Genomic DNA, 15,925 nt, shown 5'->3' with positions numbered 1-15,925 from the left:
TACGAGGAATCAACGCTGGTGCGATCACTTCACACGCATAACCCCAGTTTTTCATTTTTCGCTGAAACGCATAGCCGCTACAGGAGGCTTCATAGCAGGCCCGAATTTCAAACTCGGCAGACAGTTTCTTGAAATACTTCGCGATTACCTTGTCATCGTTCGCCAAGCGGATCATCTGGTGAATCCGCTTCTCACCCTCGACCACTACGGCGATCGAAAGAGAATTCATGTGGTAATCTACACCGACATACGCTACTTTTTTCATGGGCTGGTCCTCCGTTTTGGATTTCTTGGCTGGGGTGTATTTTACACCCCGGACCAGCCCGTTTCATATGATCTACAGAAGACAGAGATGAAGACATGTGAGATCCGGAACGACATCAGAGACTAAAAACACGAGGAATTTGTATAACCATTTGGCTAATTCATGATGAATGCGTGCAACCCCTCCTCATCGACCGCGCGGCGTCCTCGGTGTGTGGCTAAACCTTTTCAGGGGGAGAGGAATCCCCCTCTGTAGATTCACAACGCGCCTGTCATACGGCTTGGACACCAATCGCCGATGCTCATCGAACCGTAGAAGCACGACGCGCTCATCATGGCTTTGCGCTCGGCTGCCGTCTTGCCGAGCACACGGCGTCGCTTTTCCTCGCCTTGCCTGCAGCATCTGCCGCAAGCATCGCATTCAGGACTTTTTCGGGGGTCGTGATCCCCGCTTCGTGATGGATGGGCTGGTCGGGAGCACACGCTTTTTCCGCTGCTTCCATCAGTCTTTCCGGATCGGCGTTCCCGAGCCCGATGTCTGCAAGCGTGGTCGGCAACCCGACGTCTTCACAGAAGGCAAAAACCGTTGCCGACTCGTCCATGGAGGCATCTGAAAGCTGGAGCCCGGCTAAAACGCCAAAGGCTACTTTTTCGCCATGGTAGAATGAATGGGTTTCCGCCAGGGCGGTCAAACCATTGTGTATGGCATGTGCCGCCGCCAATCCGGCGCTTTCGAACCCCAGACCGCTCAACAGGATATTCGCCTCGACGATGTGCTCCAGAGCGGGTGTGACGATGCGCCTTTCGGCGGCGATCCGGGCGGCCGAACCATAGGCCAGCAGGGTTTCATAACAGAGTTTGGCGATGTGAAGCCCGGCAGTTGTGCTGCGTCCGCCGCACTCGTTCACCGATTGGGTGCGGCTGCAGGACCTGGCTTCGAACCAGGTGGCCAGTGCGTCGCCCATGCCCGCCACCAGGAACCGGGTCGGGGCCGCTGCGATGATGTCCACATCGACGAGAACCGCCGCGGGGTTGGCTTTTTGATAGTGCACGGCTTCAAAGACCCCATCACTCGAGTACAGCACTGCACATCCGCTGCACGGAGCATCGGTCGAAGCGATAGTGGGGATGACGATCACGGGTCTGTTCGCCCGATCAGCGGCTATCTTCGCGGTGTCAATGGTTTTTCCCCCACCCATCCCGACCAGCACATCAACCTGTTTTTCCGACAGAATCGCGCCGATCCGGCCCACTTCCTCCTCGCAGCACTCGCCGCGGAACAGCTCGGTGTGGATGCCTTCCGCGTTCAGATCTATGGCGCATCGAGGGAGCACCTTATCCAGAACCGAGGGCGAAGCCAGTATCAGCCCCTGATGACCCAGCAATGTGATCAACGAGGGCAGCTCGGTGATCGCATGGGGACCCTGGATGTATTTGCCTGGAAAAACAGCCTTCTTCAACATGTTGAACTCCTGACCGTTTGATGAATCGGGGGAACTCCCAACCAAATGGCTCATATGCAGCCGCGCGGCGTGTCGCGTTGTTCAACCTTTCCCCCGGGATGCCGTTTCGAGACACCACAAACAGCTGCAGTCTATCTATCCATTCGGAAATGATTTCCCGGTAGGACCCCGTTTCCAATCCGAAAATGAGGATTTTTGGCTAACATCAATGAAATCAAGCGTTTGCGCAGAGGCGACCTGCAGGTCGCCGCACAAGCAAACGTGCAGATGGATGCCGAGATCGGCCAAAAAGACCATTTCCGGATGGAAACTGTCTAGTGTTTGTCGAGGTGTCGGTCAAGAGTTTTTTCGGTCTGGGCCGAAAATCTCCTTTCTCCGGAGCGCCCTGTCCTGGAGGGCCTCGACCGCCACGGAAGCCTTCCGCGCGAGCCGCCCCGGGCGCACCTAGACGCAGAATTCAATGCCGAAAGATGTGAAGCGCACACCATCGGGCTCTCTATGCCGGGGCGCCGTCCCTGCGGCGTTCCCCGCCTGTTTGCTTGAAAAACCGGGGTCGTGCCAGGTCTGCCTTTCTCGAGGACGGGAACCCGGATGCGGACTCCCTCAAAAAAATTGACACCGCCTGCGACCGATAATATGATGATCGGGTCAATTTCTTATAATAATCCTTATATCAAACAGTTGCGGTGGATTCCGCGCCGCTGCTTTGCGGCCTCCCTGTAGGTTGGCCGGTTCATCGGTCTTTGTGCAGGGGGCTTCGGGCTTTTTCGTGGCTTTGATCGCTGACCCGAATCCTGAACTGCACCGTCTCGGGCCCTGCCAATGTATGCCATCGCCCTGAAAATGCTCATCGGCGACCGAGGAAAGTACCTGGGCATCATCATGGGCCTTTCCTTCGCCTCCTTGCTGATCACCCAGCAGTCCTCCATTTTCACCGGGCTCATGACCCGAACCTATGGAACCATCACGGACCTCTCCCAGCCCGACATCTGGGTCATGGACCCCAAGGTCCTCTTCATCGACGATGTGAAGCCGCTTCAGGACACGGAGCTTTACCGGGTACGGGGCATCCCGGGCGTGGAATGGGCCGTTCCGCTGTACAAGGGGCTTCTCAAGGCGCGGCTGCAAAACGGCAACTTTCAGATCTGCAATGTGCTCGGCCTGGACGACGCCACCCTCATCGGCGGACCGCCCGCCATGCTGGAGGGCACCCTCAGCGATCTGCGCCGCCAGGACGCGATCATCGTCAACGATGTCGGGGCCAAAACCCGCCTGGCGCAGCCGCCCGATCGACCGGGCGGCAAACCGATCCCCCTCAAGGTGGGCGATATCCTGGAGATCAACGACCACCGCGCCGTCGTGGTGGGGATCTGCCGCGTCTCGCGGACCTTTCAGTCCCAGCCCGTCATTTTCACCACCTACAGCCGGGCGACCAGCTTTGCCCCCCGGGAGCGGAAGCTCCTTTCCTTTGTGCTGGTGAAAGCCGAGGAGGGCGAGGATCTCCAGGCCCTGTGCGACCGCATCGAGGAGCGCACCGGCCTTGCGGCCTATACGGCCCAGCAGTTCAAGGACCTGACCTATGACTTCTTCATGGAAAACACGGGAATTCCGATCAACTTCGGGATCGCCGTCGCCCTGGGTTTTCTGATCGGGACTGCGATCGCCGGGCAGACCTTCTACAATTTCACCCTGGAAAATCTCCGGTATTTCGGAACGCTCAAGGCCATGGGCGCCACCAACGCCCTGCTTCTGCGCATGATCATCCTCCAGGCGCTGGTCGTGGGCGCCATCGGCTACGGCATGGGGGTGGGCGGGGCGTCCCTCTTCGGATACCTGCTGCGCGGGACCGAACTCGCCTTCCGCCTCACCCGGGAACTCCTCCTGGTCTCGGCAGGCGCCATAGCCGTGATCATCGTTTTTTCGGCCTTGATCAGCATCCGCAGGGTGATGCGGCTCGAGCCGGCCATCGTCTTCAAGTCGTAGAGGTTGCATGAACCAGAACGGACTGGCGGTCTACTGCCGGGGGGTCGGTAAAACCTATGTGACCGGACCGACCAAAGTGGTCGCCCTGAGGGGGGTGGACCTGGAGGTGCGCACCGGGGAACTCCTGATGCTCGTCGGCCCCTCCGGATGCGGCAAAACGACGCTCATTTCGGTCATGGCCGGCATCCTCGACCACGACGAGGGGGAGTGCCTGGTGTTCAATCAAGACCTCCGGGGCATGAACCAGCGCCGAAAGACACGGTACCGGGGATCCAAAATCGGGTTCGTGTTCCAGGCCTACAACCTTCTGCCGACGCTCAGCGCGGCCGAAAACGTGTCGGTGCCCCTGCTGATCAACGGCATGGGCCGGTCCAAGGCCCACGAGCGGGCGGCCCGCCTCCTCGAACAGGTGGGTCTCGGCGACCGCCTCCAGGCCCTTCCCGCCCAGCTTTCCGGGGGCCAGCAGCAGCGGGTGGCCATCGCCCGGGCCCTGGCCCACGACCCGCAGTTGATCGTCTGCGACGAACCTACCAGCGCCCTGGATGCCGACACCGGACGCATGGTCCTGGAGGTCCTGCGGGGCAAGGCGCTGACCGCGGAACGCGCCTTGATCATCGTGACCCACGACAACCGCATCTTCAACTTCGCGGACAGGATCGCCCGGATGGACGACGGACGGATTACCGTCGTCGAATCCCAGGTGGCGCATGAATAGAGGTCCAACATGATCCGCAAGGTTCTTCTACCCCTCCTGGCCGTCGCCGGGGTCCTTTTCGCCGTCTGGACCTCGGTCCAGAGCACCCGGCCCATCCCGCCGGCAGAGCCGGTCGCCGAACCCCCCCGCCCGTCCTTCGCCAACAAGATCTCCGGTTCGGGCATCATCGAAGCCAGCACGCGCAACATCGCGCTCGGCGCCCACCTGCCGGGCATCGTGACCCGGGTCTATGTGAAGGTCGGGGATCGGGTCGCGGCCGGGGATCCGGTCTTCGCCCTGGATGAACGAGCCCACCGCGCCGAACTCGCGGTGCGGGAGGCCATGCTCCAGGAGGCCGAGGTCCGCCTGGGGGCGCTGAAGGCGGCGCCAAGGCCCGAGGAGATCCCCATTGCCGAGGCGCAGGTCAAGGAGGCGAAGGCCATTCTGGATGATCTCCGGCAGCAGTTGGAGATCATGGAAAGGGTCACCGACCGTCGGGCCGTCAGCATCGAGGAGATCAACAAGCGACGCTATGCCGTGTCGATCGCCGAGGCCCGGCTGAACCGGGCCGCGGCTGACCTGGCCCTCCTCGAGGCCGGCTCCTGGCAGCCCGACATCGACGTGGCGAAGGCGGCGATCGAGCGCAGCCGCGCCGAGCGTGAGGCGGCCCGCGTGGAACTGGAGAGACTCACGGTGCAGGCGCCCGTGGCCGGCGAGGTGCTTCAGGTGAACATCCGGCCGGGCGAGTTCGCGCAGAGCGGCCCCCTGCCCCAGCCCCTGGTCCTCCTGGGGAGCGTGGACCGGCTCCATGTCCGGGTCGACATCGACGAGAACGACGCCTGGCGCTTCAGCCCCGAGGCCCCCGCCGTGGCCTACCTTCGGGGCCATGCCGAATACCGGACGGACCTCGCCTTCGAATATGTGGAGCACTACGTCATCCCGAAAAGGTCCCTCACGGGCGAAAGCACCGAGCGGGTGGACACCCGTGTCCTTCAGGTGGTGTATTCCTTTCCGAGGGAAAGCCTCCCGGTCTACGCCGGACAGCAGGTGGACGTTTACATCGAGGACCGGACCCAGATGGACAGCGGGCGGAAACATTGATGGGTGAGGCGTTGGAGAATTCAAGGATGACGGCCTCGCGGCCCTGCGGCTTATGGGCCGCACTCCTCCTTGCCGCGGCGATGACGGCGCAGGGATGCGCGCCGGTCGGCCCCGACTATCGAAGGGCGGAGCCGGCCGTCCCTTCGGCCTATACAGCTCTCGAGCCGCCCATTGCCACGTCCGATCCGCCCGGCCCCTGTATCGGCGGCTCCTGGTGGACCATGCTCCAGGACCCGGTCCTCACCCGGCTGATCGCGCAGGCGGTGGAGAACAACCTCGACATCCGCGCGGCCGCAGCGAGGGTGCAGCAGGCCCGGGCCATGGCGGGGGTCAGCGGCGCCCGACTCCTTCCCGAGGGCGGCCCCCAGGGATCCTATGATGTCTATCGGCGCTCAGACGCAGCGGCTCCGACCCGGGAAATCGGCACGAGCCCCACGGCCCTTCAGCGGCGGGGAGAGTTTTACCAGGCGGGCTTCGACGCCTCCTGGGAGATCGACATCTTCGGCGGCATCCGGAGGGAGATCGAAGCGGCCTACGCCGACCTGGAGGCGGCCGGAGAAGGCCTTCGAGACGTCCTGGTGACCCTCCAGGGCGATGTGGTCCGCAATTACCTGGAACTGAGGGGGGCGCAACTCCGCGTGGACATCGCGCAGCGGGAGCTGGAATCCCGCAGGACCAACGCCTCGATCACGCAGTCACGCTACGATGCAGGCCTGGTGAACCATTTGGAGTTGTCGAGGGCCCTCGGGGAAGTGGCCTCAGCCGAATCCAGGATCCCTTCCCTCGAAAACGACATCCTGACCGCCGTGCATCGGCTGGGCGTCCTCCTCGGCCAGGCCCCCGCGAGCCTCATCCCGGAGCTCTCCCCGGCTGCCCCGATCCCCGCGATCCCCGACAAGCTGCCGGCAGGCCTTCCATCCGAACTTCTGAGGCAGAGGCCCGACATCCGCAAGGCCGAGCGGGAGGTGGCTGCGGCCACCGCGGGGATCGGCGTATCCACCGCGGATCTGTTCCCGCGCTTTTCCCTGACGGGATCTTTCGGATATCTGGACGACGATCTGGACAGCACCTCCTGGCGCTCCGGCCACTACTGGGGGCTCGGCCCCTCGATTCGATGGCCGATTCTCAACTTCAGGCGCATCCTGTCCGAGATTGCAGCCAAGGAGGCCGTTCGGGACGAGTCCATCGCCCATTACGAAAAGGTGGTGCTGCTTTCCCTGGAAGAGGTGGAGAACGCCCTGATCGTCCTTTCCACGGAAAAGCGGCGGGCCGCTGCGCTCTCGGTCGCCGCAGCGGCCAACGAGGATGCCCTGAGCATGGCCAGGGAGCTCTATACCGCAGGGGCCGTGAGCTATCTCGCCATCCTGGACGCCGAGAGTGCGCTTTACAGGGCGGAGGACGAATTGGCGCTGAGCCGGATCCATCGGGCCGTCGGGTTCGTTTCCCTCTACAAGGCGCTCGGCGGGGGGTGGCGCGATGCGGAGCTTCAGACAGAGGAAGGCGGATCGTCGCCTGAAGCAGATGTTGCAGACGGCCGACCGCCGTCAGGAGGATGACGCCATGGGGGCATGCGTGGGTGCGCCGGCACCCGATTTTGAGGCGTCGGCCTACGACAAGGGGTCCGTTACCAAGATCGCTCTAGGCGATTACAGGGGACAGTGGGTCGTCCTTTTTTTCTACCCCGCCGACTTCACCTGTGTGTGACCTACGGAGCTGGCGGCAGTTGCCGCCAAATACCCCGCCTTTCAGGAACTGGGAACGGCCGTGCTGGCCGTCAGCGTGGACAGCGTCGAAAGCCACCGGAAATGGGAGGAAGCGGAGCTCTCCAGGATGATCCCCGGCGGCGTCCGATTCCCCATGCTCTCGGATCCGGAGGGGGAAATCGGAAGGCGCTACGGGGTCTATGACGCCCGTGCTGCCACCGATCAGCGGGGCCGCTTCATCATCGACCCGGAAGGCGTGGTGCAGGCCATGGAGATCACGTGCGACGTTCTTGGAAGAAATATTCCCGAAATCCTGAGGCAGCTCAGGGCCCTGCAGCATCACCGGGAAACCGGCCAGGCCATGCCCTGCGGCTGGGAGCCGGGCAAACCCGCCCTCCCGGGCGAAGAGGAGGGCAAGAGGCTCTCCGGAAAGGTCTGGCAAACCTGGAAACTGAGAAACGCCTTTTAGACGGCCTTCATCCCAAAAGGCCTAATTATCGCGGAAAAAGCGCCGGCGAGCATCTCTTCGAAACCCTCGGTCGGAGGCTCCTCCAATAGGATCGCTCGATGCCGCCTCATGAGGCCCGCCATGAACAGGATCATTTCCAACCGGTGAATAGGCAGCCCCGGGGGGATTCCTGTACTGCCATGTGAATCCATCGTGTAGGCAGCGTATCGATCATATGAAAAATTGGTTGCCAGAGAACAGCATGAATGCTTAGAAGTCTTTATTAAAAAGAGGTTTTCGTTTTCAGGAGTTCTCATGACCATGAATTTTCTGATGAACGAGGATTTTTGCAGTGCGGTGCTGGATTCGTTAGTCTCAAACATCGCGGTGCTCGATCCGGACGGAACCATCATCTACGTCAATGAGTCATGGAAACGATACGCCAGAGAAAATGGGGATCCCCTACTCGTGTCGACCGGTATCGGCGCAAACTACCTGGACGTCTGTCGCAAGGCGGAAAAGGACGAGCCCTCTCTCAAAGAAATCGTCCGGTCCATTGAAGACGTGATAACGGGCCGCACCCCCTCTTACTTTCACGAGTATCCCTGCCACAGCCCCCATGAAAAGAGGTGGTTTCTGATGGGGGCGCGGCATTTCGAGAGGCCTCTTACCGGCGCGGTCTTTTTCCACCTTGACATTACAACGAAAAAACTGGCTGAAGAGGCCATGAGCCGAATGAACCAGGAACTCGAACGAAGGCTGGAGGAGAAGACATCCCACCTAAAGAAGGCGAACCAGGAACTCCAGCGGGCGCTTTCGGAGGTGCAGTCACTGGAGGAGCAACTCGAAAGGGAGAATCTCGCGCTTCGAGAAACGATCAAGACGGATCAGGCCTTCCCCGGCATTGTAGGAACGAGCCTCGCCATTCGGAGCGTGCTTTCACAGGTTGCCCAGGTCGGCCCGACCGACGCACCCGTTCTCATCCTCGGGGAGACCGGAACCGGGAAAGGCCTCATTGCGAAGGCCATCCATGAATCGAGCACCAGGAAGGACAAACCGCTTATTCAAGTCAACTGCGCGGCTCTGCCCGCGCAGTTGATCGAGAGCGAACTTTTCGGACACGAAAAGGGCGCCTATACCACGGCCTACAACAAGCGGATCGGGCGTTTCGAATTGGCGGAAGGAACATCCCTCTTTCTTGACGAGATAGGGGACCTCCCATTGGAACTGCAGGCTAAGCTGCTACGGGTCCTGCAGGATCATGAATTTGAGAGGATAGGCAGCTCGAGAACCATCAAAGTGGATGTGCGCGTCATCGCCGCTACCAACCGCAACCTTGTCAAGGCTATTGCGGAAGGGCGTTTTCGGGAGGACCTGTGGTACCGGCTGAGCATCTTTCCCATAACGGTCCCGCCTCTTCGAGAACGCAAAGATGATCTGGAGTCTCTGGTCTCCCATTTTATTTCGATTTACAATCGAAAACTGGGGAAGCAGATCAAAAGCATTTCACAACGCACCCTGAACGCCCTGATGAAGTATGACTGGCCCGGAAACGTCAGAGAATTGGAAAACGCAGTCCACCGTGCGGTCATCCTCTCGCACGGCAGCGAATTGATGCTGGATGCACCGGAAAACCCGGCCGCCAACCCGCCGGAAGGCGCCACTCTCGAAGAAATTGAACGCCGCCACATCGTGAACATCCTGGAATCATGCCAGTGGAAAATCGAGGGAAGAGGCGGAGCGGCTCAACGCCTGGGCATCCACCCGAGCACCCTGAGAAGCCGCATGAAGAAGCTCGGGGTACAGAAGCCTCTGCCTTGACATATCGCGGAACCTCGACATGTCGAGGGTTACCTGCAAGATGCCGCATCCCATCCAAGTTCAACGAACGTTGTTATATCCATAGCTTACATGGCCTGACCCCATTGCTTTCTCTTTGGCACGGCCTTTGCGTTTGTTTATGAGACAACGGCCGCAGAGATTCGTTATATGCAAGAAACCTCATTCCTTCGTTGAATGCAACGAAATCAGCACGATGAAAGGGGATCACAAAATGGCAGAGCATGAGCAGAGATTTGTTTGGGTAAAAGACAAGGCGGGCAATGAATATGTGTGCAGGGTTATGGATCTCAAAGACCCCAAGAAGGTCAACGAAGAAGATCTTAAAAATTGTATGGATGATGCTTCGCGTGCCATTCCTATCGGAGACTAACCCCTCATCTTTTTTTTCATGAGGCGTATTCTTTAGGCCCTATTCCCTGTTTAACAATCTGCGGCTAGATCAGGGAAAAGGGCTTTTTTTATTTTTTAATTTTTGACAGGATCCATTCAATAAAATATACTGTGGGTGTGGCACTACAGTGATCATATTGAATAAACATAAAAAATTAGGATGAGCTTAATGAAGGAATTAAAAGCTTATTTTGAAAATATAAAAGGCATCGGGGTCATGGCTACATCCGACATCGAGGGAAAAGTAGACGCAGCCCTCTATTCTAGACCACACTTTATGGAAGATGACACCGTCGCCTTCATCATGCGCGACCGACTGACCCATCACAATCTCCAGTCCAACCCGCATGCCGCCTTTCTGTTTGTCGAGGAGGGTCCCGGATACATTGGCAAGAGGCTTTACCTGACGAAGGTGCGTGAAGAGGAAAACAGCGAACTCATTCATACTCTCAACCGGCGGGAATACTCGACGCCTCCCGGAGAAACTCGATTCCTGGTCTTCTTCAAGATCGACAAAGTCCTTCCCCTCATCGGAGGGGAATAGGAGCCCGGTTGTTTGGACCTCGCGCAGCACGCAAGCGCTGCAGGACACCACCTGGCGGGATTCCGCAAACTCAGCGATGCCGCCGGGCCCTCTTGTCGACGGGTTGAATCTGACGGTTCGATCACGGACTTTGGGGACCGGCCAAAGACATCCGCTTGGAGTAAATGATGCCGAATGTACTGGTGACGGGAAGCAACAGGGGTTTGGGGATCGAGTGGGTCCGCCAGTATGCCGAGGAAGGCTGGCGGGTTTTCGCGACCTGCCGGCACCCCGCAGAAGCGGATGACTTGAAGGCTTTGGCTCACTCCCATCGAAGCATCACCGTCCACCGGCTGGACATCACCAAACCGGATGACGTCAACGCCCTTGCGCGGGAACTCCGGAATGAATCCATAGATGTCCTGATCAACAATGCAGGCCTATACCTGGAGAAATATGAAGAGGTCAGCCTGGACAACCTTCGATTCGACGACTGGGAATTGACCTTCCGGGTCAATACGCTAGGATGCCTGCGTGTAACACGCGCTTTGAAGCCAATGGTAGCCGCGAGCGCCCGGCGTCTCGTTGTCGCCATCAGCACTCATATGGGAAGCATCACAGAGATTGAAACCGCGGATGCCTTCTATTATCGGTCCAGCAAAGCGGCTCTGAACGCGTCCATGAAGGGGGTCTCATTGGAGCTGAAACCGCTCGGAATCGGAGTGTTGATTCTGCATCCCGGATGGAACAACACCCGCATGGGCGGACCCGATGCCCCCTTCAGGCCCGTCGACACGGTGGCGGGCATGCGCCGCATCATTGAACGCTTCGATATGCGCCACACCGGAAGGTTCTTCAGATTCAACGGCGAGGAAATACCCTGGTGAAGGCCGCGGGCTGCAGCGGTCAACGCCCTTCACCGCCGATGATCACCATCCCCAGATAGCCGTCCACGGTGAGGACATCGCCGGTCCGGATCCACCGCGTGGCATCAGGCACGCCCGTGACGCACGGCAGACCGTATTCCCGGGCGATGATGGCCCCGTGGATGAGCATGCCTCCCCTCCGCTCCACCACGGCCGAGGCAAGCGGGATCACAAAGGTCATCCCCGGGTCGATGGCGTCGCACACCAGGATTTCGCCCCGCTTGAATGAAAACAGATCGGAGCGGCTCAAGACCACGCGGGCCTTTCCGGTTGCGATGCCGGGGCCTGCCGGCTGGCCCACGATCTGTCGGGCGGCGACGGAAAAGCTCTTTTCCCGAGCCGCCTCAAGAGACGGCTTGTTCAGGCTTTCGATCGTCCGCTTCCCCCGCAGTGCATCCGGCACCTGATCCCTGGCGAGCCCCTGCGCACCGGCCTCCGGCTGCTTCGCCAGCCGCGATCTCCCCTCTTCGACCGCCGCCAGGAGCTGCCCCTCGATCTTGCCCAGATAGATATTGTCGTCGTCCCTGAGCCGGTAGCTGGCCCTGCCGATGTCCAGGATCTCGAGGGCCATGGATCGCTGATCCTCTTCGAACATGGAGAGGAAGTCTTCCTCCAGCGATTCGGCCCGCTTTCCCTCCTGCGCTTTGGGTTCTGAAGACCGTTTCCCCATTTCCAGAAGAAGCGCCACCAGATCCTTCGCATCCTGGCTGAACCGGTTCTCCCCCCATGCAACATCTCCGAACTGCGAGATCAGCGCGTCGAATTTCTCGCTAAACCCCTCATCGCAATGCTCGACAGGCTCCGTCTCGAGGCAGGCTGAAAGCCTCCTGTCGTGTCGAATCATGTCGGCCAATTCCCCGAGCATCCGGTTTCTCTCAGTGCTCACCATGCCGGTTCCGGAAAGGAGCTTCAAGAATTCGAACGGGTCCTCCGGCTGCATCCTGTCGTTGTACACCTGACCGAAGAGGCGCATACCGTGGGCGAACGGGATGCAATCCCGCTTGTAGATATCGAGCCAATGCAGGTGAATCCGACGTCGCCTGTGGATTTCGTCCGCAAGGTCCTTGTTCGACAGCGCCCCGAGCTCCATGCCAGCGAGTTCCCGGGCCTCCTTTTCCATCATCGGGATCAGCTCACCCTCGATCCTGGTGCGAAGCGCCTTCAGGTTTTCGAAACTTTGATGGAGGCTCAGATACCACGGCCGCTGGTCATCCGGTTCGGCCTGAAGAGCAGTGGTGATCGGCCTCGATTGAAGCGCATGCAATTCCTTGCCCCGGTAGGTCCACTCCATATCCTGGGGTGCCTGAAAGACCGCTTCCGAGCGCATGCAGAGCGCATAGACCTCGGAGAGCTCCGTCGCGACGAGCGGGGGCTCCTTCTGCAAAGACGCCGGCAAGGGCCCGATGCGGACGCCATTCCCGGCAGGCCGCAGGGCCTTCTCCCTCCGCACAGGCACATGAGCCAGGATCCGACCGGTTTTTCGATCCAGGTTCCACCGATCCGGCTCGATGGTGCCGTCCACCAGGCCTGCATTCAGACCGTACACCGCTTCGATGACGGAAACATGGGGATCGGTCGGACTCCTGCCGAATATGATCCCCGAGCGCTCCCCCGGAATCATCTCCTGGACCAGCACGCCCATGGCGCTCTTCCGCACGTCCAGACCAATCTCCTGCCGGTAAAGAAGCGCTCGATCGGACCACAACGATGCCCACACCAACCGCACATGCGCCAGGATCGCATCGGCCCCCCGGATATTGACGAAGGACTCGTGCAGGCCCGCGAAAGAGGTTTTCGACGAATCCTCGCCCGGCGCGGATGACCGGACGGAGACAGGCCTTGTCGAAAACCGCGATTCGAACTCCCCGAGCAGGGCCGTTTGAAGCTCTGCCGGAACAGGGGTCTTCAGAAAGGCGTTTCGAATGCGAAGGGCGGTGTCCCAGATCTCCTCCCAGCGCATCTCCTCGAACGGCTTGCGGTAGAGATCCAGAATGATCTGGTCCGCGAGACCCGTCACGGCGACATACTGACGGTAGGCCTCCACGGTGATGCAGACGGCAGGGGGCACCCGGATGCCGTTCTTGTGCATGGCCGCAAGGGAAACCGCCTTTCCACCCACGATCGGGCCATGCCCCTCTTCCACCTGATCCAGCGTGAGAATCAATGCCGTCATGTCAAATGGATCTCCACCACATTCTGAAAACGGGTCACCAGATAATAAACCTCGACACGGATGGCCACCAACGCACACGACGGGGATGACACAAAATCTTCCATATGCGGGTGCTTGTCCAGATAGGCGGCCAAAAAACCCTCAGGCGCATCCTTCGATATTTCCTCCGCCCTTCCTGTAGCCGTCACGGCCCTGGCGAATCTCAAATCGGAAGGATGGTTGGAACGGTTGTCGATGACCATCGCCACCCGTGGATCTGCGGACAGGTTCGCAAATTTCCGGGTCGACCGGGTCGTTGAAAAAACGAGGTGCTTCAAATCCTGACTGGCGGCAAAGGCAACCAGGCTTCCGTATGGCTGTCCATGGTAGTGGGTAGCCAGCACGGCCAGCGGCTGCGACCTGAAAAAGGAGACAAGATCGGCTTTATGATTCTCTAATGCAATCATAGTCTGACTCACCCTTCTTGCATCTTGGAGGAAAATCACGTCCTGTTCGGCGAAACCAGGCACAAAACGGCAACCGTTCCCGCAGGCCCATCGAGCATGGGAAGCGGCCTGCTGACCGCTGAAGGAATAAGGCTTTTATTTTTATTTTATCTTTAATCCACATCCTGAAATAAAAAATCGGAAAGGAAAACTCAAGCGGATTTCCTGATTGGACATTTCGATTTCCCCAGAGGAGCATTCGACTTTGCAATGCACATAGTAAAGCTCCGCACCCTCAGAGCGCGGAGCTTTACGGCTCTACCAGCGAATAACTCGTGCTCCGGCCACCTCCGGTATCTTTTTGCAGAATGCTTAACCTAAGAAGTTCTTTGATGTCACGCAAAGCCGTATCCTGAGAACAGCTCTCGATCTTAGCGTATTTCGAGGTGGTCAGCTTGCCTTTAAGGCCAGCCAATAGATGCATCAGAATATCTTTCTGCCGGTCGTTGAACGTCACCTCAGCGTGACATTCCCAGAAACGCGCTTTTTTGAGCACGTTGGCTAGGATCACCTCGGCTCCTTCGATAGCACGATCCAGACAGTCCAGATACCAGCGCAACCATTCCGTAATATCAAGATCCCCTTTCTGTACTCGTTCCAGGTCCTTGTAATAGATGCCTCGCTCCTGCCGGATTTGCGCTGACAGGCTGTAGAAGCGCTTCGAACTCCCCTCTGATCGAGCGAGAGCCATATCGGCAATGGCCCGTGCGATGCGGCCGTTCCCATCGTCAAACGGGTGGATCGACACAAACCACAAGTGAGCGATTCCTGATTTCAGAACGGGGTCGATTTTTTGCTCCGCGTTGAACCACTCAAGAAAGAGTTTCGTTTCACGGTCGAGACGCGCGGCATCGGGGGCCTGATAGTGGACTTGTTCTCTGCCAAAAGGGCCGGAAACAACTTGCATAGGTCCGGCACTGTCATCCCGCCATGCCCCGACAAGGATCCGCGTCATGCCACTCCGCCCTGTCGGAAACAGCGAAGCATGCCAGGCGAACAGGCGTTCCACGGTCAGGGGTTCATCGAATTTCTGGGTCGCATCGAGCATCATCTCGACAACGCCCTCGACATCCCGATCCGCCGGAACCAGCCCGGCGATGTCCATACCCAAACGCCGCGCGATCGAAGAGCGCACTTGAGCCGGATCGAGCATTTCACCTTCGATTTCGCTGGATGTGAGGACATCCCGGGTGAGGGTTTCAAGGACCGCTTCGTCCCGCAAAGAAAAACCAAGGATTTCCATTCGTCCGATCAGCCGCCCCTGCCGATGCCGAACGGCAGCCAATCGATCTGCCAACACCCCTGTATCCCACTGAAATTTGGGCCATTCGGGCCGTTCATGTATATATTTCACCATAATCGCCGCACCTCTTGCGGATATTATGACCCTTATTCACCGCAAAGGCAAGCATATTCTCCGCAATATATGCAGAGAATACAGGATCTAATCGCCGCAGACCGGACAGGTTCGCACGAGAAGCCGAACCCCGGAGAGTGGCGCCCGCAAAGAGGCTCGGCAGGCTTGAGCCCGGCGGGCCATACCGAAGTGCACATCTGGATGCTACTGTTAGCAGGACAAAACGATCTATGCGTTGGACGAAAGTTGGCGCTTTTGGAGACCTAACGTACCATTTAAAAAGGAAGCACCGAAAAAAGATGTTCGCTGGGGCTATAAAAATCATCAGAAAAAAGGTCAAGAACTCGACAAGAACAGGTCAATCCCCGCATGCGCGGGGGAAACAGGGAACCCAGCTCGGCTCCCGTAACTTGTTGAGGTCGATCCCCGCATGCGCGGGGGAAACAGGCATGTGCATGGTGGTTCCTCCTTGTGTTGGGGTCGATCCCCGCATGCGCGGGGGAAACTCCACAATCTGAGCAAGCCGCCTTCCTCAGTGAGGTCGATCCCCGCATGCGCGGGGGAAACCAATAA

Annotated in this window: 14 protein-coding genes and 1 pseudogene; 10 read left to right on the top strand and 5 right to left on the bottom strand. The window is 59.0% G+C overall.

Features of this window, described 5'->3' with window-relative positions:
- Both H567_RS0122080 and H567_RS0122075 read right to left on the bottom strand, forming a co-directional pair.
- Positions 1-265 (bottom strand): annotated as a pseudogene (locus H567_RS0122080) (hypothetical protein); the annotation flags it as partial.
- 331 nt (positions 266-596) lie between these two features.
- Positions 597-1,727 carry a glycerol dehydrogenase gene (locus H567_RS0122075; RefSeq protein WP_028323039.1) on the bottom strand — a complete coding sequence of 377 codons (1,131 nt, stop codon included), beginning with the start codon at positions 1,725-1,727 and terminating at the stop codon, positions 597-599.
- Positions 1,728-1,922: 195 nt separating this feature from the next.
- Here H567_RS0122075 and H567_RS29950 point away from each other — a divergent pair, with 195 nt between their 5' ends.
- From H567_RS29950 to H567_RS0122015, 10 genes are all read left to right on the top strand, one after another.
- Positions 1,923-2,045, top strand: a complete 123-nt coding sequence (locus H567_RS29950; protein ID WP_279615019.1) for a hypothetical protein — start codon at positions 1,923-1,925, stop codon at positions 2,043-2,045.
- A gap of 504 nt (positions 2,046-2,549) precedes the next feature.
- Positions 2,550-3,710: an ABC transporter permease gene (locus tag H567_RS0122065; RefSeq protein WP_028323038.1), complete on the top strand. Its 1,161-nt coding sequence runs from the start codon at positions 2,550-2,552 to the stop codon at positions 3,708-3,710.
- 7 nt (positions 3,711-3,717) lie between these two features.
- Entirely contained in the window at positions 3,718-4,425 is a 708-nt protein-coding gene (locus H567_RS0122060) for an ABC transporter ATP-binding protein (RefSeq protein WP_028323037.1), read from the top strand.
- 9 nt (positions 4,426-4,434) lie between these two features.
- Positions 4,435-5,505, top strand: a complete 1,071-nt coding sequence (locus H567_RS0122055; protein WP_028323036.1) for an HlyD family secretion protein — start codon at positions 4,435-4,437, stop codon at positions 5,503-5,505.
- A gap of 26 nt (positions 5,506-5,531) precedes the next feature.
- Complete coding sequence (locus H567_RS26750; RefSeq protein ID WP_161626683.1) at positions 5,532-7,061, top strand: efflux transporter outer membrane subunit; 1,530 nt, start codon at positions 5,532-5,534, stop codon at positions 7,059-7,061.
- Entirely contained in the window at positions 6,982-7,677 is a 696-nt protein-coding gene (gene prxU / locus H567_RS0122040) for a thioredoxin-dependent peroxiredoxin (RefSeq protein WP_315861807.1), read from the top strand. Before H567_RS26750 ends, prxU begins: the two co-directional genes overlap by 80 nt.
- 294 nt (positions 7,678-7,971) lie before the next feature.
- On the top strand, positions 7,972-9,477 hold the full coding sequence (locus H567_RS26745) for a sigma-54 interaction domain-containing protein (RefSeq protein ID WP_051185219.1): 1,506 nt from the start codon (positions 7,972-7,974) through the stop codon (positions 9,475-9,477).
- 232 nt (positions 9,478-9,709) lie between these two features.
- Positions 9,710-9,868, top strand: a complete 159-nt coding sequence (locus H567_RS29235) for a hypothetical protein (protein WP_167330946.1) — start codon at positions 9,710-9,712, stop codon at positions 9,866-9,868.
- Between the two features lie 189 nt (positions 9,869-10,057).
- Positions 10,058-10,432 carry a pyridoxamine 5'-phosphate oxidase family protein gene (locus H567_RS0122020; RefSeq protein WP_028323033.1) on the top strand — a complete coding sequence of 125 codons (375 nt, stop codon included), beginning with the start codon at positions 10,058-10,060 and terminating at the stop codon, positions 10,430-10,432.
- Positions 10,433-10,596: 164 nt separating this feature from the next.
- The gene (locus tag H567_RS0122015) at positions 10,597-11,298 is read left to right on the top strand and encodes an SDR family oxidoreductase (RefSeq protein ID WP_051185218.1); all 702 of its coding nucleotides are present in this window, start codon (positions 10,597-10,599) and stop codon (positions 11,296-11,298) included.
- A gap of 19 nt (positions 11,299-11,317) precedes the next feature.
- Here the strand turns inward: H567_RS0122015 and H567_RS0122010 are convergent, their stop codons facing one another.
- From H567_RS0122010 to H567_RS0122000, 3 genes are all read right to left on the bottom strand, one after another.
- Positions 11,318-13,510, bottom strand: coding sequence for a PEP/pyruvate-binding domain-containing protein (locus H567_RS0122010; RefSeq protein ID WP_051185217.1), 2,193 nt, complete (start codon positions 13,508-13,510; stop codon positions 11,318-11,320).
- The gene (locus H567_RS0122005; RefSeq protein WP_028323030.1) at positions 13,507-13,956 is read right to left on the bottom strand and encodes a pyridoxamine 5'-phosphate oxidase family protein; all 450 of its coding nucleotides are present in this window, start codon (positions 13,954-13,956) and stop codon (positions 13,507-13,509) included. The genes H567_RS0122010 and H567_RS0122005 overlap by 4 nt, the downstream gene beginning before the upstream one ends.
- Before the next feature lie 289 nt (positions 13,957-14,245).
- Positions 14,246-15,352 carry a Fic family protein gene (locus H567_RS0122000; RefSeq protein ID WP_084517771.1) on the bottom strand — a complete coding sequence of 369 codons (1,107 nt, stop codon included), beginning with the start codon at positions 15,350-15,352 and terminating at the stop codon, positions 14,246-14,248.
- Between the last annotated feature and the right edge of the window lie 573 nt (positions 15,353-15,925).

Origin of the sequence: Desulfatiglans anilini DSM 4660 (genome assembly GCF_000422285.1) — a bacterium.
In the GTDB taxonomy this organism is placed as follows: domain Bacteria; phylum Desulfobacterota; class DSM-4660; order Desulfatiglandales; family Desulfatiglandaceae; genus Desulfatiglans; species Desulfatiglans anilini.
This window is presented reverse-complemented; position numbering and strand designations above follow the sequence as displayed.